The following is a 19699-nucleotide window of genomic DNA, read 5'->3' as shown; positions in this document are numbered from 1 at the left end:
GAAGGTATAGAAAGCTCAGGGATACTGAGCTTTCTATTGTTTCAGCATAGTTTTTATTGTTTTAAAACAACTTCACTCCCTATACTTCCAGACGTCTTCCTCTTCCCCCTAAACCAGGCAACCACAATCGCCGCAATCAGTGTAAATCCCAGGTATCCCATCAAAGGATAAACCGTCCCTACCAGTGTAATGAAGCCTGCGAAACTGGCACCGAATGCTGCTGCACCAAATAATACGGCAAAAAGATTGAATTTAGGATTTTCTTTTTTCACGACCCTGGCCGTGAAGGCATACAGCATACCAACAGCTGTGTTGTAAATCATGCCCAGCAATACAACGAACATCAATAATCCAAACACAGGTGAAATTTCATTGGCAAGAGCAAGAATTGGCATGTCTGAGCCACTCACCACATCCATTTTGACCAGCATGGCTGCATTGATAAGCAAAATAAGTATACCCAGTCCAGCACCGCCCAGGATGCCGCCTACCCCTGCCTGCTTTTCATCTTTCGTTGTTCCGCCCATGACAGCCAGCATCGCGGCCCCAGCCGCAATATTGTAAGAAACATATAATAGTCCGCCCATGAACCAGTTGGAAGCGGCAGGCGTTTGGCTTTCCGCCAGTTTCTGAACTTCTGATAAATCCACCCCCATCGTGCTGAGGGCATAACCGCCAATGATCACCACCATGATTAATAGAAACGGTGTGACCAGGCTGATAATTGAAACCACTTTTTGGATATTCAGGCAAACGGTCAGGACCGTCAATACGGCCATGATGATATTCCCCGCCATGCTCGGGATTCCAAACTGTTCCTCAAAAATGGATCCCGATCCCGCAAGCATGACAGCTGCCACCCCAAAAAGAAAGAAGGTAATGATGAAATCAACAGCCATCCCCAGATACCTTCCGCAAATATGATATATCACGTCTTTGTGAGAATCTGTCTGCAGACGGCTTCCAAGCTGAGTTAAATTCATGCCAAGAAAAGCAAAGAAAAAGGTTGCAAGTATGGCTCCGGCAATCCCCATCCAGCCAAAGCCCGTGAAAAACTGCAAAATCTCCTGGCCTGAAGCAAATCCCGCTCCGACTATGACCCCAATAAAAGCACCGGCAATTTGAATACTCTTTTTCATTCTGATCCCCCTTTTATATATTTGAATTTTTTGACAATTTAGCTTAAAAGAGAAAGAGAGAATCTCTCTCTGAGCCCACTCGCGGTTATTTATTCGACTTCAGCGGAGCTATTCCTGGCGTTGGGTGACACTCACATTTGACTATCTGACTTAAGCGGAGCTATTCCTGGCGTTGAGTGCCACTCGCGTTTGATTTTCCGACTTAAGCGGAGCTATACATGGCGTAGAGTGCCACTCGCGTTTGATTATCCAAATCAAATGGAACTATTCCCTCCAATGAGTGCCTCTCGCGCTTGATTATTCAGCTTGCTTAAGAAAAGCTTTTTTCAAAAACAGTAAACTGTTTAATGGTCTCATAATTTGGTTCATATCCCAAGCCTGATTTTTCAGGAACCTTAATCATTCCCTCTTCAACAGTTACTTCAGGGTCAATCAGATCCTTCTCCCAATAGCGGGACGATGCAGCTGTGTCCCCTGGCATAATAAAATTGGAAAGTGTGGTTAAGGCAATATTGTGCGCCCTGCCAATTCCGGATTCCAGCATGCCTCCGCACCATACCGGAATGCCACGCTCCTTGCAGAGATCATGAATTCTCCTGGATTCTTTCAGCCCCCCAACCCGGCCGATTTTGATATTAATAATTTTGCAGCTTCCCAGCTCAATCGCCTTGCGCGCATCTTCATAGGAATGAATGCTTTCATCGAGGCAGACAGGCGTTCTGAGTTCTCTCTGAAGGACGGCATGATCAATAATATCATCTGATGCCAGCGGCTGTTCGATCATCATTAAATCGAATTCATCCAGCTGTTTTAATAGTTCGATATCTTCAAGGGTATATGCTGAGTTTGCATCTGCCATAAGCGCTATATCCGGGAAATGCTTTCTCACTTCCCTCATGACCTCAACATCCCAGTCTGGCTTGATTTTCACCTTGATGCGCTTATAGCCTTCCTCTACATATTCTCTAATAAGGTTCAGCAGGTCATCAACACGATCCTGAATCCCGATGCTGATTCCAACCTCAATTTCATTCGCTGTTCCGCCAAGGGCCTTTGCAAGCGAAATTCCCTTTTGCTTTGCATATAACTCCCAAACCGCCCCTTCGAAGGCTGATTTCGCCATATTGTTTTTCCGTATGTAGGAGAGAGTTTCCGAAACCTCATCAGGGTGTTCGATTTCTTTGTTTAATAGATTCGGGATGATGAAATCTTCAAGCATATGCCAGTTTGTTTTCAGCGTTTCTTCGTTATACCATGGTGAATGAAAGGCAACAGACTCTCCCCAGCCGCTCACACCATTTTCGTCCTTGGCTTCCAGCAAGAGAAATTCCTTATCCTGAAACGTGCCGAAGCTTGTTGTAAATGGAGCTTTCATTCTCATTTTCATATGCCGCAATACGACTTCTGTCACTTTCATATTCATTCCCGCCTTTTCCTGTTAGTTGAGTTTAAGCTGATTCCTCTGAACGAATACATAATAATGCACCGGGCCTTCCAGCCCTTTTTGAAATCCTGCCATGGCGTACCCTTTAGAAAATAACTCCTGAAAAATCCTTCTTGTTTTAAAGCGCCAATCGATCGCAAGCTCGAAATTCTTATTTTTAATAGTCTGGAAGTTTGCCGGAATTGGAACTAGCACTGGACCGGCAGCAGCATCCCATTCAGTATTTAATAAAACAGGAAAGTCATCCTCCGATACTCCCCAATCGTAGGGATTCTCTGCGTGCGCTGTTTCAATGCCCAATGGCTCCTCCACATGTGAACTGGTGATCCACCATTCTGCCTTTAAACGGTCTGTCGGCAGCCCATGGTTCAGGCTATCATCCATATCTCCGTAGCAATTCTCCACATATGTGGAACAAACCGCATTCAGCTTGGAAAGATTCAGGTAAGCATTCCGGCTTTCAAGCGGATCAAAAGTCCAGGTGATCAGGTCATAGCCCATCCCGGAAGCCAGTTCTTTTTGTTTCTGCTTCAATAATGCCCCCATTCCCTTATCCTGGTGGTCAGGATGAATGCCCAGCATATGGGAGCATAAATAGCCTTTGCCCTTGTGAAAGCCGGGAAATCCGTAGCTGAATCCCACAAGATCATCTTCAATAAATGCCCCGAGGAGCAGCCCTCCGTTCTGGGCAGCTGTGATGGTTTGATGAACCGGAAGGGGAGCCATATTCCAGATTGTCTTCTCCAGCTTTTGAATGAGATTCATATCGGATGCTGTCTTTAATACTCGTACATCCATTGTCACAGCAGCCATCTTCACTCCTCCTTTTCCAAAGTGGCCATTACCGCTTTGGCCAGTATTTCCATTCCCGAGTAAATCGCTTCCCGATTGAACGTCATGTCCGGATGATGAAGCCCCGGCTTTAAATCACAGCCCAATCCGAGCATCGCGGCCTTAATATTCGGCTTCTTGAGAGTATAAAAATGGAAGTCCTCCCCGCCTGAAGTCAAGATTGGCTCCCTTAATTGTCCGGCTCCAAGGACATCAATTATGGCCTTCTCCAGAAAATGCTGAGCTTCCTCATCAACTTCAGCTGCTGCCACATTCGCTTTTGTCTCAAGAGTAATCTTGACTCCATACAGCTTGGATAAATACTCAGTGATCGTCTCAATTTTTTCTGCCAGTGCATGAATGACTTCATTTGTTTGTGCCCTCAGATCCAGGCTAAAGGATGCTTTTCCCGGAATGATATTGCCTGAGTCACTGCCGGCATGGAATTTGGTCATTTTAGCCGTATGCGGAACCATCGGATCCAAATAAATATTTTTAATTTCATGGATGAAAGAAGCACCGATCTCGATGGCATTCTGCCCAAGGTGCGGGCGGGCCCCATGGGCATCTTCCCCGATAATTTCCCCGGTCAGAAATCTTGCAGCACCATGGTAAATGGCTGCAGACGCTTCTCCATCCCTTATTTCCTGGATTGGCCTAAGGTGTACACCGTACAGGTAATCCACATCATCCAGCACGCCATGCTCAATCATTTTCAGGGCACCAGTGCCCTTTTCTTCAGCCGGCTGGAAGATGAATTTCAGTTTGCCTTTTTTAGGAAAGCCTGCCTTTTGAAGCAGCAGCATGGCCCCAACCCCCATTGTCATGTGGGCATCATGTCCGCAGGAATGATTAGCCTGGAACTTGCCGTCCACCTCCTGCCAAAGTGCGTCCATATCCGCTCTAAGCGCAACGCATGGACTCCCTTCCCCCACTTCAACAGCCAAACCAGTGCAATCCCCAAACAGCTGAACCTGGAACCCCCGGCATTCCAGGAATTTTTGCAAGTACTCAGTGGTTTTATATTCCCTCCAGCTCACTTCCGGGTTTTCGTGCAAATGATCAAAAACCATATCCAATGCAGGCTTAACCTCTTTAATAATTTCCTTCAATCCATCTTCCCTCCCGGCTGAATAAAAAAATGTTCACTTTCAAGCTTTTCATATTGCTCTTTCCTTGTTTGAAACCGGTCACAGTCTTGAATGGATACACCCGCAATCACCGCATTCAGAAAGGAAAAGAGTGCCGGCGCCGCATCAATCGTCGATTTTTCCGATGAATGGATTTGAAAAAGCAAGTCGGCATGCTCCTTAATCGGCGCGATAGCTGAATCTGTTATGCCAATTACAAATGCTCCCTGCTTTTTCGCCAGTTCCGCCATTTTAATCGTATCTTTCATGTAGCGGTCAAATGAAATGGCAATGAACGTGGCTTCTTCATCCATTTCAGTGATCGTCAGCAGCAGATCATCCGTATCCGGCCGGATCAGCTTCGCATTTCCCCTAACAACACCAAGGGTAAAAGAAAGCCAGCTTGCTGCCGCAAAGGAAGACCGCAGACCTGTAACATATATTTTTTTCGTTTGGATCAAACGCTCCACTAAAACATCAAAATCGTCCTGACTTATATTCTGAATCGTTTCTCTGATATGGAGACAATCCTTTTCCATCACACTCGCAAGGAACTCCGGCTTTTCTGCCAGTTCCACCTTGCTGGTAAAATACTGACCAAGTGTGCTATTCGCCTTCAATAGCTGTTCCCTTACCATCTTCTGCAGCTCCGAATACCCGGAAAGCTGAATGGAATAACAAAATCGAATAACTGTCGTTTCACTGACCCCGATTCTCTTGCCGATCTCACCGGCTGACTTCACGGCGAATTCCTTTGGATGATCGAGCAAATACTTTGCTGCCTTCTGCTGTCCTTTGGAAAGGTTATTAAACTCTTTTTCTATTGTTTCTGTTAATATCATTAGACTCACCTTAAATCAATGAAGTTTATGCTTTTTTTTTATATTTTTGAAGTCTGAACTTCGTTTTAACTAAACTATCACATATCCCCCCGGAAAACAATAATAATTCTGAAAATTTTATAATTAAAAATGACACCCGCACGGATGCCAATTTCAATTATAGTTCACATGATCATTCAATAATCCCGGACTGAACAGCATTTACATCTGCTTCGATCTTAATTTCCATTTCACTATACTGCTCTCTCCATTCCTTCCGATTGAAATCGGAGCGCTGCCTGGCCTTTTCACCGATGCGAAGAGGATCTGTGTTCAATTCCTGAAACCTCCTGACCATTTTCTCCGCTCTCTCAGTTATTTCTTTTTCCACTGCTTTTTCAATTCTCTCAATCGTTTTCTTGTCTGTAAGATCTAAATCAACTCCTTCCATTGCTCTGCCGTTTACTTTCACCTTAAAAGTGGCTATATATTTTCCATTCCTCTTGTCCACCATTATTTTAGGTTTTGATGACAGGTTTTCCAGACTTACATCTTCTCCGCTGCTAAGTTCAACTTCAAATTGGCCCCGCCGGAATTTTTCATAAAGTATTTTAAAGATATAGGCATCACCAAAGCTGATTGTATCAACAAGCTTATCGTCTTTAAAAATTCCCATTCCGCTGACTTTTAAATGCTTACCCTTTTTCTCTATTAAAGGTAAAAAAGGGTCTGCATCTTTGCTGTAATAGTGAACAAGAAAACGGTGTAAATTGATCTTTGGAATGGTCTGCTCAAGATTCTGTTCAACTACATCGATTAAATACTGTGATACAGAATCGCTTTGCGAGTAATTAGAATCAATGATGTCTTTCGCCTTCTCCTTCGATACAACAAGCAGCAATTTCCGGCCGATGCTGGGGTTTCTCTGCAAACTGTCTATTTGATTTTCAATCCCATGCTCTGCGAGTTCCTGATTGAAAATGACTAGTCCCACCCTGCCGATGACTATGGGCCTTGCTGCTTCCGCCTGAATCTTTTGCCTGATCCGTTTACTTGTCTTCCCTGTTGCGGTAAAAACCTCATTTACCGGCAGTGACTGTTCACCTGGAGGGATATTGGAAGACCCTGCTGTTCCTTCAAATTCCTCACCATTGACATAATCATACCCAATGGTCTGCACCAATTGGAGATCCTCCAATACTTTTGGACTTGGAGTACAGCCTGCCAGGAGGATTGGAATCAAGGAACAGCATAAATAGTTTTTAACATTCATCCTTTTTTCACCTTCATGATGATATATTGTAAGACCAGTAAGCATGGTAAGTAAAAGTAGATGGTATATAACCCGATTTGGGAGACTGCTTTCTGCAGCAAATCAATTTGCTGTCTATTTGTTAATAGAACGCTGATGAAAAACAGCAATAGGCAAAAAATCCTCAAGGCACTTCTTTGAGAGACGGGAAACAGACGGTTCAACCCTCGGCTGGCACACCAGAGACCGATGCAAATATTCGGAAGAATGGTAAAGAACCATACGGAAATTCCTATGTATTCGAACCTTTCCACAATGATTAAGTCCACGATTTTCCATAGTGTGAGTGTAGCCCAAATGGTGCCTTTCAACTGTTCCTGGTTGAAGTAGACAAACGTAACAAAAGCAGTCAGCAGGTAAATAAATATACTGAAAAGTACGCCGAAATAGGCCCACTTTTCAGATTTCGGCCCATCTTTAATAAAAGGATAGAACATAAAAAGCGTCTCGAACCCGAGAAAATTAAGGGTCATCTCTTTTGAAGCTTTAAATAATTCTGCAGGAGAAGCATTCAGGATTGGCAGGAGATTTCCATAATCGGCATACTGTAAAGGATAAAATTTCACCAATAATAATGGCAATCCGTATAGAATCCCTAAATAGCTTACTCCTGTTACAACCCGGAAACCTCCTGTAACATAGGAATAGGCTAAAAAAATGATAATAAGTATGAATATCCATTCAGAGACTTCTGGAAAAACCCATACCTGGAGCACTTCCACATATGATCTCAGTACAACCAATGCAAAGGAAAAGAAATATAAAGAAAATAAAAAGCTGAAAAAACCGCCGATCCATTTTCCCATAATTTCAGCATGTATGGCTACGATGTCATTGTTCCCCTTATTCAGGATGCGATAGGAAACCCACACCAATCCGATAATGGAGGCGCCGGATGTTAAGATTGCGATCCAGGAACTATAACCGGCAGACTGGACAATAATTCTTTCGAAGCCCAGGATGCCTACGCCTATTTGCATTGCATGTATTAAATAAAATACAAAATAGGGAGATACCTTTTTATCCTCTTTAGGCAATGGAAACATCAGCTATCCTCCTTTATCGGAACATATTAACCCCAATTAATCTTCTATGTCTGTTTTCGATTTCTCGTGCTTTTTAGGCTGAAAACGAGCTCGTACAGGTGATCTGACCTGCAATGGCCGCTTCGTTTGCATGAAAAACGGAAGTCGGAAGAGAGAATCCCTTAAATCATCCAGCCGCAATGGATAGACGGGTGCCAGATATGGGCGTCCCAGAGAAGTCATCTTTAGCAAATGGCTCAAAATGTATGAGAAACAAAAGGTAACTCCGAGAAGTCCCCATAATTGGGCAGTGATTAAAAAAGGAAAGCGGATTAATCTGATCGTGTTGCCCATTTGGTATACAGGCGTTGTAAAAGACGCCAGGGCCGCAAGCGCCACGATGATCAGCAGCACATTACTGGTCAGCCCAGCCTGTACAGCCGCAGTCCCAATTACGATACCGCCTACGATACCAATCGTCTGTCCGATTTTTGTCGGCAGCCTTGCTCCAGCCTCACGCAAAAGCTCAATGGTCAATTCCAGAATAATCGCTTCCAGAATCGGCGGGAACGGGATGCCGCTCCTTGAAGCGATGAGCGGATTAAGCAGGTTCTCCGGAATCATTTCGTAATGATAGGTTAGAACGGCGACATAAAGAGAAGTCGACAAAACGGAAAAGAATACCGCAAACAATCGGACAAGACGAAAAATAGAAGCAATATGCCACGATAGAAAATAATCTTCAAAAGCGGAAAAAAACTCTACGAGAGTTGTTGGGCCGGTTAGAGCATGCGGTGAGCCATCTACAATGATCGTTATTTTCCCTTCCGAGAGCACACTCGCAACCCTATCAGGCCTTTCCGTGTCAATTAAATGCGGAAAGGGAGAATTGTGGTTATCAGATATGATCTGGTTAATAAAGGAGCTGTCCACGATTTGATCAAATTGAATCTCATTCAGGCGCTGAAGAATCGTATTCACGTTTTCTATATCTGTAACTCCTTTAATATAAAGAACAGCCACCCTTGTTTTTGTCAGGCTTCCAATCTTCACTTCCTCCACGATGAGATCAGGAATAGGCAGCCTCTTCCTGACCAGATTGATGTTAGCATCAATCGATTCGACAAAGGCTTCTTTTGGCCCCACAACACTGTACTCGACTTCCGGCATACTGACGGGCCTTTTCTCAAGCGATACTGCAGAAATGACAAGAGCCTCTTGCAGTGAACCTTTTACTTCTATCACAACACAGCCCGTCAGCAGCTTATCCCTTATTTCATGAACATTATCTATAATTTCAGTATTATCAATGGGAATAGCCTGCTGCAGATCAAAAAGAGTCTGGCTTTCATTCTCTTTGATATAAGGCAAGACATATTGATGCAAGATATTAATATCTACAATTGTCTGGTAATAATGAATATAAAATGGGCTGGATTCTGAATATCTGTAGGAAACAAAATCTGTAGATTCTTTACAGCGATGAAGGAGTTCATCTATCCGCAGTTCATGCTCACTATTTTCATTCTTCCTTTGTTTATTGTCCCTATTAAACCTTTTTAATTTTGATTTAAAAAAACCCACCGGACACTCCTCCAAAACTTAACAAATCGTAGTTTTAGTATGTGCCGGCGGGTTTTTAATATTCTATTTCAATATGTTAGCTTAATTTTTACTTTTAGCGCTTTGAAAATCAATATTACCATTAATAAAGATCTACAATTCGTTTTCTAAAGGTGCCTACATGACTCTAACCTTTAAACTTTCTGCAGCTATTATGCTTACAAATAGTAATTAAAGTATTACATTTAACCCTTACTTCGTCTCACGGTGCAATGTATGCTTCTTTAAACGTGGAGAATATTTCCTTAATTCGATCCGGTCAGGATTGTTCCGCTTATTTTTGGTGGTAATATAATTCCTGTCCCCTGTTTCTGTACAAGCAAGTGTGATTGTTACTCTCATTATAAAACTCCTCCTATAGTTACTTCTTATACACTTCTGACAATTCTCTCTGCCGCCTGGCGCGCTCCTGAAATATTTCGGGCGATCGGCCCAATCTCCAATTCTGCCAGTGGTCCTGTTACATATAGATGCTGGCACCATTCAAGGGATTGACTTATGATCGGATATCCGCACTTTGCACATGGAAGGCCAAACGTTTCAATGGCTTTCTCGAGCCAGCTTCCGCCAGGTCTGGATGGCCTGAACCCGGTTGCAAAAACAATTGACTGCACCTTGACTTCCTGCGTGTCCACGGAAAGAATCAGTTCCTTGTTTTCTCCTTCCTTCACCGAAGTAACCACTCCGTCTGCCAGCTTAATCGTTTGATCATTTTCAAGCTTCCTAAGCTTATGAAATAATTCTGAGGGCAGCGATCCCCGGTTTCTTGCCTTTTTGATTACATCTCTTCGTTCGGAATAATCCGTGATTCGCTGGTAGTTTTTTTGATATTTGGGTCCCAGCCATCCCGGATCACTGTCAAAATCACAAACCTTAAAGGGATGCCTTTTTATTAAAGTGACTTGACCTGGATAGAGTGCCGAAAGCTTGATGACTGTATGGGCAGCTGTAATCCCTCCTCCAATGACGGCAACTGGCGTCCTCAATTCAGTAAAATCTGCAGCTTCATCAAAAATATGAAACAGCTGATTTTGGGTGTTTTTAATAGAATCTGCCCATTCCGGTACATGCAGCTGGTCGTTTATGCTTAACGCCAGTACGACTTTATTGGATTTTAGACGTTCTCCTTCAGCTGTGCTTACAACCCAAAAATTGTCCTCTCTATCGAGACCGTTTACATATCCCTGATGCCAGCTGGCCCCTAACCCAAGATCATGGAGCAGTGTTTGACTGTGCTCATTGAACATTTCCAGGGATGGTCTTTTATAGACCCCATAGAACTCACTTTTCTTCCATTGGTGATTTGCTGCATAACTTCTTAAGCTGAACGGATCGACATCAAGGTGATGTACAAAGGGTGAGCGCAGAAATTTCATGCCAATCCGTTCCGTACTTTTAGTCCACTTAAATAATGGCATTTCATGTGGATCAATAATGCGCAGCTTATCAGTTGATACCTTATTATTCTTTAATAAGAAGGCTGCAATGGTACTGCCCTGAATGCCGCCTCCTACAACGATCCAATCATAGATCATATGACCCTCCTGATGCAGGTTTTAATACGAAATCATTACGATTTAAAGTACAAACTTTTTTACGATTTACTTTCGTTTAAGGAGAAATAAAAATATTTAACTTTATTCCTTTTTTTTCTTGCCCGGACACTGTCTGTTAATTCGACCCATGTTACATGTTTCAATTTATTCTCAAGCTGCCTGTTAATCATGTCTTCAATTTCATGCATGGTCATCATCAGCTGTCCAAATGAAAGGTTAAAATGTGCTGCAGCCTGCGTATGAGGTGAATGCTTCACAAGAAGAGCCATAAATTCTTCGGAAGTCGAAGCCTTTTGAGCCAGCTCTTCTTCCAGGCCAACGACAAATTCATAAATCTCCTTTTGGTTAGGAGGGAGTGACTTTACAATCTCTCTTGAGATCATTTCCATAAGATGTGAATTCATATCTTTCACCTCACCTTGCCAAGTGGAGAAACCTTACTTATTATTCATGTTATATTTCTTCATAAATCGTTCAGCACGTCCGCCGCGATCCGTGAACTTCTGAACACCAGTATAAAAGGGATGTGTGTCTGAGCTTACTTCAACTTTAATTAGTGGGTATGTGTGTCCATCTTCCCACTCGATTGTTTCATTTGTAGTCTTTGTTGATCCTGTCAAAAATTTATAGCCGCTGTTCATATCCATGAATACTACTTTATGATATTCCGGGTGAATATTTTCCTTCATTTTCATTCCCTCCACATTTTATTTTACCAGCTGGATTTCTTTACTCCCGGAACTTGCCCTTTGTGAGCATATTCCCGGAAAGCGATTCGGGACATTTTAAATTTGCGGAGATATCCCCTTGGTCTGCCCGTCACCTGGCAGCGGTTTTTCAGCCGTGTCGGTGATGAGTCTCTTGGCAGTTTCCTTAGAGCCTCATAATCCCCTTTTTCTTTTAGTTCCTTTCGTAATTCTGCATACTTTAATACAAGCTCCTGGCGTTTGTTTTCCTTTGCTACCTTAGATTTTTTTGCCAAGGTATGTCACTCCTTTCTGATGAAAATCGTAATTATTACGATTTGAATAATGCTATTTAATCACAAAAATTTTGATATTGCAACACATGTAACTTCAGAACTCCTTTAAGCTGATATTAGGTATGTAATAATGTTTTTTGCCTATTAATGTTGTCCGTTGATTTCCGCTCCAGGCTGCTCGCTTTCCGCGGGGCGGGCGGTGAGCCTCCTCGATGCTGCGCGTCTGCGGGGTCTCACCTGTCCCGCTACTCCCGCAGGACTTTGAATAATCTTCCTTGAGTAAACACCGCACGAAGAAAATGCGAATGTATTTTCGAGGATCTCGCACCTTCCGCTACAATCAACTCTTTAAAATATACAAAAAGCAACAAACCTTGCGAAAATAGCCTAAATAAAAAACGCAATCCCTATATGGTAATTGAGTTTGATATGAAGTACAAAATATTAAAAATAACCATCAGAAAAGAGGTGCCAATTCTCACCTATTTTTTGTTTACCGTTTGAATAGGAATTCGCACCTCAATTAGCTTACCCAAGTTTCTTTCGACTCTTTAATTTTCCATTCTCTATTTTTATAATAAACTGTACTCTCTACACCGATTGCACCTTTTCCCGACTTAAATTTAGAGCCTTCGAATAATACATTGTTATTGAGTTTAAAATCAACTTTCTCAATCCTAAGATGCACACCTTCCAATGCCTGTGTGTCTGAGTTGTAATAACCTTGTTCTTCTAGTTCATCCATTGTGGCATTCATTACCTCAACCTTATATTTATCTTTAAAATAGTTTAAAATCGCTTTTTTCTGTTCCTCATTTACTCCATCAAAATTACTCATATCAAAAGCTATAAATTCCATATCACTATTCAACTCTTTATCCTTTTGCATAATGGAGTCCAATGCAATGGTGTATATTTCTTCCAAGTGGTCCTTTGGATTTTCCCCAATGTTACAAGCAGTAAGAAGAGTTGTTAAGATAAATAGAATAGGGATAAATCTAAATTTCAATTTAATACCCCCTTTATTTATAGACGAAAGTTGTTGAAAAAGATTACAATTACCTTATTTAAATAATAGCATTTAAGCTCAATACCTTGTTAGAAAATCCCAGTCTATATAAAGTGTGTTGCAGTACAATTAAACTTACGATTCACAATAAATTTGGAGTTGTAATTAACAAAGGTTTTGGTAAGTTGCCATTGGCTTTTGTCAATTCTGCTAATGTATTCGTTAATTCAGGTGTTAATTTATTGATAAAAAATCTAAATACATAGATATATCAACAAAAATTAAAGATTCAAATCGTATGCGATTTGAACCTTTAATTGATATACTAATTTATTTTTTGTACTCTTAAACAGAACCCGTTTCCTATATGGAATGCGTTTCTTAATTTCCATTTTATTATTTATTACTGCTCAATATCCCGCTTATTAAATCCTATAAACCCGGCTAACGCCAGCACCCCGGCAGCCATACATAAGCACAGCAGCGGAATAAGTGTAAATTCCTCTATCGGCGCCTGCGGAATATGGCCAAAAGGAGAAATGCTGCCGATCCAGTCAGAGAATTGGAACAATCCTCCTAAATACAACACAATAAAAGAATATAAAACATAAAGCCAAATAAAACCCGTGAATTTTGGCAGGAATCCAATCAGAAAGACAGCCAGGCTAATCATGACCAGCATGGCTGGATAATAGGACAGTGCTGCCCCAAAGATCATTCCAAAGGATAAACCTCCTTCAACTGCTGCAGTTCCCGCAGACCATAGCCCGAGTGCTGCCAGCGAGATCATGAGAAATCCATTAATGACAGAAATTACGAAATAGCTGCCTAACAGTTTGGTCCGAGAAACAGCTCTGCTTAAAAGATGAACAATTCGTTCCTTCTTCTCTTCACCTCGAAGTTTATTCATGGCCATCACTGGAGGAATAGTTGCCATCAGTGAAATAACAATCATCAGCATGGGAATGAATTGTTCCACCAATGTTACCCCTTCTGTTGGCTTAAGGAGCTGCTTCATGGCTTCATTATCGGAGAAAAATGATTCCAGATCCCCTAATACTGAACCGTAAGAAGCCCCCAGGACCAACATGCCTATTGCCCATGAAATGATTCCGGTCCGCTGCAACTTTAACGCAAGGCCGATTGGACTCTGTAAAAAGCGGGATGCATATTGTTTTCCGGGCCTGGATGGCAAAAATCCGCGATCCAGATCCCGAATAGCGTTCAAATAATTCGCAACAGCAAATAGAACCATGGCTGCAGCAATCATTAAGACAATTGGCCACCAATTATTAGAATCATACACTTCCGCTTTTGTTACCCACGCGAGCGGCGAAAGCCAGGATAATGATTCATTGCTGATGTCTGTGATCGCTCTAAAAAGATAAGAAATTAGAAGAATGGCTATCGAATAACCAATTGTTCCCCGTGAACTATCTGAAGCTTGAGCAAATACGGCTGTTACACCTGCGAAAAAAATACCCGCCGCCCCTAATGCTGCACCATAAAGCAATGACCCTTCCAGATCCATGCTTTCAATTCCTAGGGCATAAAGGCCGAATCCATTAATCAGAGCCAATCCGATGCAGGCTGCCGATACTACAAGCAGTGATGCATTTAAATAGGATAGACGCCCTACTGGCAGTGAACGGAGCAATTCCAGGCGTCCATCCTCTTCATCAGCCCTGGTATGCCGCGCAACCAGCAGGATGCTCATTAAGCCGGTTACAGCAGCAGTCATTAAAAGCATTTGATGAGCTGTCATGACACCAATTGTATAATTGTTTAAATCAGCAGGACCAGTCATGGCAGTCATTGCCGGGTTGGCCATCGTTTGTGCCATAGCGTCTCTTTCCTGCTGAGAACTGTATAATCCCTTGAAGGCTGTTGGGACAATTATCGTAAAAAAGGAAAGTGCCACCACCCAAATTGGAATCCGCAAACGGTCCAGCCGGAATATAAATCTTGAAAGGAAAGCGGTTTTTGCCAAGTGATTGCCTGCCATCAGAGGACACCTCCAGTATCCTTTTCTCCTTCATAATGACGCATAAATAAATCCTCTAATGTTGGCGGAGCACTTTCCAGCCTGCTGATGCCAAATTGGCTAATATGCCTGATAACTTCATCTATTTGCATCGTATCAACCTGAAACTTCATTCCATGCTCACTTTCTTCAATGCCGTGGATGCCTTTCAGCTCATTAAGACCCGTAATCGGCTGCCTCGTGTCAACGAGCATTTGTGTCCTGGTTAAATGGCGAAGCTCACTTAAGGTCCCAGACTCAATAATCCTGCCCTGGCGGATAATACTAATACGGTCGCAAAGTTTTTCTACCTCAGATAATATATGACTGGAAAGCAGGACACTTTTACCCTGCCTCTTAATATCCATTACACATTCCTGAAAAACCTTTTCCATCAATGGATCAAGTCCTGATGTCGGCTCATCCAGAATGAAGAGGTCAGCATCAGAGGAAAAGGCCGCAACCAGAGCAACCTTTTGCCTGTTCCCTTTAGAGTAGGTTCTGCACTTCTTGGATGGATCCAGATCAAACTTCTCTATTAACTCCTCACGTTTTGCCTTATTGGCAGTTCCGTTCAATTTTATAAATAAATCAATGACCTCTCCGCCTGTTAAGTTCGGCCATAAATTCACATCACCAGGCACATATGCCACCCTTTTATGAATGTCGACAGCATCCTGCCAGGCGTCCTTGCTGAAAATCTTTACTTCTCCATTTGTCGCCTTTAAAATTCCCAATAACACCCGGATGGTGGTTGACTTGCCCGCGCCATTGGGTCCGATGAAGCCCAGTACTTCACCTTTATCCAACTCAAGATTTACCCCATCCAATGCCGTAAATTTGCCGAATTTCTTTGTCAGGCTGGTTACTTTTAAAAGGCTCATGCTCATTCCTCCCCATTTTTATAAAAACAGCGCTTTAAAATTTCCTTATAGCTGTCCCATTCGTTAAAAAGCTCGATACCGATATCCTCAAATGACTTGATTTTCGCGATTTGCAGTTCTGCGAAACCCGTCATGGTCCAATTCAGGATATTCATCGCTTTTTCAGGTTCTATCTCCTCCCGAAGCTTTGACCAGTCGATATTTTCGTAGATTCTTTTGAAGCCATCTTTTTGAATGTTTGCCAGCAGTTGATTTATATCCGATTTTACATCCTGCGCATCTTCTTCCAGCAGCGATTTTAAGAAATCAAATACAAGGGGATACTTTTTTTGAATGTTTAATTTAATGAACCCCACCTGACTGATTCTTTCAAAAATGTCCCTTTCATTCATGTCTATTTCAACATAGATTTGTTCAATAATGTTTACTGCATTCTTAATCAAAAAAAAGTACAAATCCTTTTTATTGCTGAAATAGTTGAACAATGAGCCTTTGCTTATTTGTGCATCCTTTACAATTTCATTTGTTGATGCCTTCTCATAACCGCTCTTTACAAATTCATTCATGGCTGCATTGATAATTCGTTCCTGTTTTTCGGGTTTCAAGCTGTAAAAAGTAGTATTTATTATATTGCACTCCTTTCACAATAATGACCAATGTGGTCATATTAAAAATAACAAAATTGACCACTCTGGTCAATATTATTCCTTCAATCATTTTGACAAAAATTATCAATTTTTTATTCTTAGTTTTATTTGAAAATACAGGGGGGATACATGCTATTAAGGAGGTGATTAAATTGACTTTGCTTTTCTATAAAGCAATGGAGGCTTTCAAGAAGGATGCTGAAAATCAGAAAAAAGAGAAACAGCAAAAAGAAATGTTGAACGTGCAAAAGAAATAATGACATGAATCAGCTCTTTCATCCTTTTGGATGATTTTTTTTTGCAAATGCATGATAAGTTCTACTTTAGGCGATAGGCAATCACAAACAGGATTACATTGTTTGCGTAACAATCTCCAGCAATCTCTTATATTGTTCCCCGGAAACATTTTCAGATAGCCTTGCAGCAGCAATAATAGGAGCCCACTGGAAGATTTCGTCTCTTGTTAAGCCTGTATTTCTACAATAAATATGCACATACATTTCTGCTAGCTTCACCGAAGCTTCTGATAACAATAGAAATGTGCGGATGACATCAGCACGTACATCGCCAGAACTCGAATCAACCCAATCTATAATGCTTACAGTACCATCATTCAATATCAAGTTAAATGGATGAAAGTCTCCATGGCACAGTCTTGGTTTAATAATCATTGATCCTAATTTTTTCAATAGAAAATTTTTCTGAGTTCTATTTAGTGTTTCCGCTAATTCAATCTGGTATTGCAGCTTATCTGTCATAGAACCAATAACAGACTCATCGGCTGGCAAAGCATGGATCTTTTGCTGCATATCCACACAAATGTTTAAATAATTCTCTGCGGATTCCATATTACCGAGTATCAATTCACCAGCTGTTTTACCTTTTACATACTCCATTATAATTGCCTGTCTGCCCTCAATTTCTGTTACTTCGAAAATTTCGGGAACAGGCAGCCCATATGAGGAGGCATATTCTTGTTTTTTTGCTTCATGTAAATGTTCAGAAGGCGGTAAATGCTTTTTAAATACTTTAACGATTTTGTCATCAAATTGATAGATTTCAGCGGTATTTCCAATAGCTATCGGATTGACTAGATTCACTTTTTTTCTCTCCTAATAATAAATAATTTTATACTTTGATTAAGGTTATTCGATTTCCCTAAATTAGAATCCTTCTTTCACAAATTTCTCCAAAGATTTGAATCCCGATAAACTTGACTATCCGAAAAAGTTACTGATATCCTTATTCCGTTGCAAAGGTCTTGTATTTTTATACTGCTGGAGGTTTATTTTGAAAAACATCCCTATTAAAAAGTTCTATTTTTATATCATATTGGCAATATGCATAGCTGCCTCCGTACTGTTTGTCCAGAACAATGATTCTTTCTATGAACGGACAATAGCTGAAGTAAAGGAAGTCCAACTTGTTCACTCTGAAGAAGTAACGGATATTTATGATAATGTAGACCGCGTATATGAACAGCGGATCATAGCAGAAATTACGAATGGAAAAGCAAAAGGACAGCATATTCTCTTAACAAATCAGTATTCGAAAGCCAAAGCATATGACTATGAAATTCAAAGCGGCCAAAAATTATTTGTGTCCATAAAGGAGAATAAAGCGGATGCTGCAGAATTAAGCGGAGATATCCTTGATCTGAAGCGGGATCATTACATACTGCTAACAGGATGAATCTTTATCCTGATACTTCTCTTTGTCGGTAAAAAGCAAGGTCTCTTTTCCATCATCAGCCTGGCAGTTAATGCCGTGCTGCTTTCCTATGCATTAGATGTTTATCTGAAGAATCCGGAAATAAGCCTGCTGCTGATATGCAGTGCGGCAGTCATTTTATTTACCGTTACCTCCCTTCTGCTCGTAAACGGCTTTAACGAAAAAACATATGCTGCCATTATCGCAACTCTTGCAGCAACATTCTTGTCATTATTGATCACTTATCTGGTCATATGGCTAACTGGCGGGAAGGGTCTAAGATACGAAGAACTCCAATTTATAACCAGGCCCTATCAGATGGTTTTCTTAGCCGGTTTATTTATCGGCTCGTTAGGAGCGGTTATGGATGTAGCCATTACCATGTCATCTTCACTGTTTAGCTTATATGAAAAGAATAACAGCATTCCAGTGCAGGCTCTTAAACGCTCTGGAATGGAAGTGGGCAAAGACATTATGGGCACCATGACGAATATCTTGTTTTTCGCCTATATCAGCGGCTCCATTCCGATGCTTATTTTGTATATAAAAAATGACTCACCGCTCGGATTCAGCCTATCCATGAACCTTTCTCTTGAATTAGCCCGGGCACTTGCCGGAGGAATCGGAATCGTGATCACCATTCCGATTGGCCTATATACTGCCATATATTTCATTAATAGAAAGAGGGCACGAAAATGAATGCAATACTAGTGCTGGCAGCCATATTATTTATTCTGATGACCCTTATAGGCGGAAAAAAAGGAGCCAGATCATTTTTTGCGATCTTCCTCAACTTCGGAGTGATTATTTTCGTCCTTTTCTTCATGAACGATCCAAACATCAATCCAATTATCGTTACATTAATTGCCTGTGCCTTCATTGGCTGTATCAATCTATTTTTTATAAATGAAGTGAACATTAAGACGATAACCGCATTTCTGGCTTCGATCATTACTACGGTCGTTCTCATTGTGTTCATTGTCATCATTGCAGAAAAGGCCATGATTCAGGGATTTGGTGAAGAGGAAATAGAAGAGTTGAGCATATTTTCGCTTTATATTGGGGTTGATTTCGTTAAAGTGGCTGCGTCTGTCATCATCATGAGTACTATCGGAGCCATAACGGACGCTGCCATGGCCATCTCTTCCCCCATGAGGGAAATTCATTATCATCACCCGGACATTAGCAGAAAAGAATTGTTCCAGGCTGGCATCAGCATCGGTAAGGATATTCTCGGAACAAGCACCAACACGTTATTTTTCGCCTTCTTTGGCGGATATTTAGCACTGCTTATATGGTTTAAAGACCTATCTTATTCACCAGGTGAAATTATCAATTCTAAGATTTTCAGCGGCGAGATGATTACGATCTTCTGTGCAGGAATTGGGGTAACAATGGTGATTCCTATTACTTCTTGGATTACCGCACTGTATTTAGTGAAAAGAGGAAACTCTGCTGATTCCTCTGAATAGCCCTTGAAGCTCAACTGCAGTCCCAGTGAATGACTGCAGTTGAATATTACTGGGCAAACCCATAACTGGAGTAAAATTTTTCTGATTTCTT

19 protein-coding genes and 1 pseudogene are annotated in these 19699 nt (G+C 41.5%); 2 read left to right on the top strand and 18 right to left on the bottom strand.

Features of this window, described 5'->3' with window-relative positions; translation table 11 throughout:
• Positions 1-53: 53 nt before the first annotated feature.
• The 18 genes from JI665_RS22625 to JI665_RS22540 all read right to left on the bottom strand — a co-directional run bounded on the left by JI665_RS22625 (position 54) and on the right by JI665_RS22540 (position 17526).
• Positions 54-1139, bottom strand: coding sequence for a hypothetical protein (locus tag JI665_RS22625; RefSeq protein WP_206844431.1), 1086 nt, complete (start codon positions 1137-1139; stop codon positions 54-56).
• Between the two features lie 310 nt (positions 1140-1449).
• Complete coding sequence (menC, locus tag JI665_RS22620) at positions 1450-2556, bottom strand: o-succinylbenzoate synthase (protein WP_206844428.1); 1107 nt, start codon at positions 2554-2556, stop codon at positions 1450-1452.
• Positions 2557-2577: 21 nt separating this feature from the next.
• Entirely contained in the window at positions 2578-3396 is an 819-nt protein-coding gene (locus JI665_RS22615) for a GNAT family N-acetyltransferase (protein WP_206844426.1), read from the bottom strand.
• A gap of 2 nt (positions 3397-3398) precedes the next feature.
• Positions 3399-4526: a M20 peptidase aminoacylase family protein gene (locus JI665_RS22610; protein WP_206844424.1), complete on the bottom strand. Its 1128-nt coding sequence runs from the start codon at positions 4524-4526 to the stop codon at positions 3399-3401.
• Positions 4523-5386: a MurR/RpiR family transcriptional regulator gene (locus JI665_RS22605; protein WP_206844422.1), complete on the bottom strand. Its 864-nt coding sequence runs from the start codon at positions 5384-5386 to the stop codon at positions 4523-4525. Before JI665_RS22605 ends, JI665_RS22610 begins: the two co-directional genes overlap by 4 nt.
• A gap of 172 nt (positions 5387-5558) precedes the next feature.
• Positions 5559-6638 carry a Ger(x)C family spore germination protein gene (locus JI665_RS22600; protein WP_206844419.1) on the bottom strand — a complete coding sequence of 360 codons (1080 nt, stop codon included), beginning with the start codon at positions 6636-6638 and terminating at the stop codon, positions 5559-5561.
• Positions 6635-7723 carry a GerAB/ArcD/ProY family transporter gene (locus JI665_RS22595; RefSeq protein ID WP_206844417.1) on the bottom strand — a complete coding sequence of 363 codons (1089 nt, stop codon included), beginning with the start codon at positions 7721-7723 and terminating at the stop codon, positions 6635-6637. Before JI665_RS22595 ends, JI665_RS22600 begins: the two co-directional genes overlap by 4 nt.
• Positions 7724-7759: 36 nt before the next feature.
• Positions 7760-9286 (bottom strand): spore germination protein, encoded by a 1527-nt coding sequence (locus tag JI665_RS22590; protein WP_206844415.1) that lies wholly within the window; start codon positions 9284-9286, stop codon positions 7760-7762.
• 231 nt (positions 9287-9517) lie between these two features.
• The gene (rpmG, locus tag JI665_RS22585; RefSeq protein ID WP_206844412.1) at positions 9518-9667 is read right to left on the bottom strand and encodes a 50S ribosomal protein L33; all 150 of its coding nucleotides are present in this window, start codon (positions 9665-9667) and stop codon (positions 9518-9520) included.
• 26 nt (positions 9668-9693) lie between these two features.
• On the bottom strand, positions 9694-10860 hold the full coding sequence (locus tag JI665_RS22580; protein WP_206844409.1) for an FAD-dependent oxidoreductase: 1167 nt from the start codon (positions 10858-10860) through the stop codon (positions 9694-9696).
• Between the two features lie 59 nt (positions 10861-10919).
• Complete coding sequence (locus JI665_RS22575) at positions 10920-11285, bottom strand: hypothetical protein (protein WP_206844406.1); 366 nt, start codon at positions 11283-11285, stop codon at positions 10920-10922.
• Between the two features lie 33 nt (positions 11286-11318).
• Positions 11319-11570 carry a type B 50S ribosomal protein L31 gene (locus JI665_RS22570; RefSeq protein WP_206844404.1) on the bottom strand — a complete coding sequence of 84 codons (252 nt, stop codon included), beginning with the start codon at positions 11568-11570 and terminating at the stop codon, positions 11319-11321.
• Positions 11571-11593: 23 nt separating this feature from the next.
• Positions 11594-11863 carry a 30S ribosomal protein S14 gene (gene rpsN, locus JI665_RS22565; protein ID WP_206844403.1) on the bottom strand — a complete coding sequence of 90 codons (270 nt, stop codon included), beginning with the start codon at positions 11861-11863 and terminating at the stop codon, positions 11594-11596.
• Between the two features lie 523 nt (positions 11864-12386).
• On the bottom strand, positions 12387-12872 hold the full coding sequence (locus JI665_RS22560) for a peptide ABC transporter substrate-binding protein (protein WP_206844394.1): 486 nt from the start codon (positions 12870-12872) through the stop codon (positions 12387-12389).
• 403 nt (positions 12873-13275) lie between these two features.
• Positions 13276-14877, bottom strand: coding sequence for an ABC transporter permease (locus JI665_RS22555; protein ID WP_206844391.1), 1602 nt, complete (start codon positions 14875-14877; stop codon positions 13276-13278).
• A complete protein-coding gene (locus JI665_RS22550; protein ID WP_206844388.1) occupies positions 14877-15779 on the bottom strand; it encodes an ABC transporter ATP-binding protein in 903 nt (300 codons plus the stop codon). The genes JI665_RS22555 and JI665_RS22550 overlap by 1 nt, the downstream gene beginning before the upstream one ends.
• 2 nt (positions 15780-15781) lie before the next feature.
• Positions 15782-16384: a TetR/AcrR family transcriptional regulator gene (locus JI665_RS22545; RefSeq protein WP_206844386.1), complete on the bottom strand. Its 603-nt coding sequence runs from the start codon at positions 16382-16384 to the stop codon at positions 15782-15784.
• Between the two features lie 392 nt (positions 16385-16776).
• Complete coding sequence (locus tag JI665_RS22540) at positions 16777-17526, bottom strand: phosphotransferase family protein (RefSeq protein ID WP_206844384.1); 750 nt, start codon at positions 17524-17526, stop codon at positions 16777-16779.
• Positions 17527-17716: 190 nt separating this feature from the next.
• Here JI665_RS22540 and JI665_RS22535 point away from each other — a divergent pair.
• Both JI665_RS22535 and JI665_RS22530 read left to right on the top strand, forming a co-directional pair.
• A pseudogene (locus JI665_RS22535) lies at positions 17717-18835 on the top strand (YibE/F family protein).
• Positions 18832-19608 (top strand): YibE/F family protein, encoded by a 777-nt coding sequence (locus JI665_RS22530; RefSeq protein ID WP_206844382.1) that lies wholly within the window; start codon positions 18832-18834, stop codon positions 19606-19608. The pseudogene JI665_RS22535 and the gene JI665_RS22530 overlap by 4 nt, the downstream one beginning before the upstream one ends.
• Positions 19609-19699: the final 91 nt, after the last annotated feature.

It is taken from the genome of Bacillus sp. NTK034, from assembly GCF_017303275.1.
GTDB lineage: Bacteria > Bacillota > Bacilli > Bacillales > Cytobacillaceae > Cytobacillus.
This window is presented reverse-complemented; position numbering and strand designations above follow the sequence as displayed.

Coding starts and splice junctions, on each gene's coding strand:
- JI665_RS22625 (WP_206844431.1), bottom strand. CDS start 1,139: ATGAAAAAGAGTATTCAAATTGCCGGTGCTTTTATTGGGGTCATAGTC.
- menC (WP_206844428.1), bottom strand. CDS start 2,556: ATGAAAGTGACAGAAGTCGTATTGCGGCATATGAAAATGAGAATGAAA.
- JI665_RS22615 (WP_206844426.1), bottom strand. CDS start 3,396: ATGGCTGCTGTGACAATGGATGTACGAGTATTAAAGACAGCATCCGAT.
- JI665_RS22605 (WP_206844422.1), bottom strand. CDS start 5,386: ATGATATTAACAGAAACAATAGAAAAAGAGTTTAATAACCTTTCCAAA.
- JI665_RS22600 (WP_206844419.1), bottom strand. CDS start 6,638: ATGAATGTTAAAAACTATTTATGCTGTTCCTTGATTCCAATCCTCCTG.
- JI665_RS22595 (WP_206844417.1), bottom strand. CDS start 7,723: ATGTTTCCATTGCCTAAAGAGGATAAAAAGGTATCTCCCTATTTTGTA.
- rpmG (WP_206844412.1), bottom strand. CDS start 9,667: ATGAGAGTAACAATCACACTTGCTTGTACAGAAACAGGGGACAGGAAT.
- JI665_RS22580 (WP_206844409.1), bottom strand. CDS start 10,860: ATGATCTATGATTGGATCGTTGTAGGAGGCGGCATTCAGGGCAGTACC.
- JI665_RS22575 (WP_206844406.1), bottom strand. CDS start 11,285: ATGAATTCACATCTTATGGAAATGATCTCAAGAGAGATTGTAAAGTCA.
- JI665_RS22570 (WP_206844404.1), bottom strand. CDS start 11,570: ATGAAGGAAAATATTCACCCGGAATATCATAAAGTAGTATTCATGGAT.
- JI665_RS22555 (WP_206844391.1), bottom strand. CDS start 14,877: ATGGCAGGCAATCACTTGGCAAAAACCGCTTTCCTTTCAAGATTTATA.
- JI665_RS22550 (WP_206844388.1), bottom strand. CDS start 15,779: ATGAGCCTTTTAAAAGTAACCAGCCTGACAAAGAAATTCGGCAAATTT.
- JI665_RS22530 (WP_206844382.1), top strand. CDS start 18,832: ATGAATGCAATACTAGTGCTGGCAGCCATATTATTTATTCTGATGACC.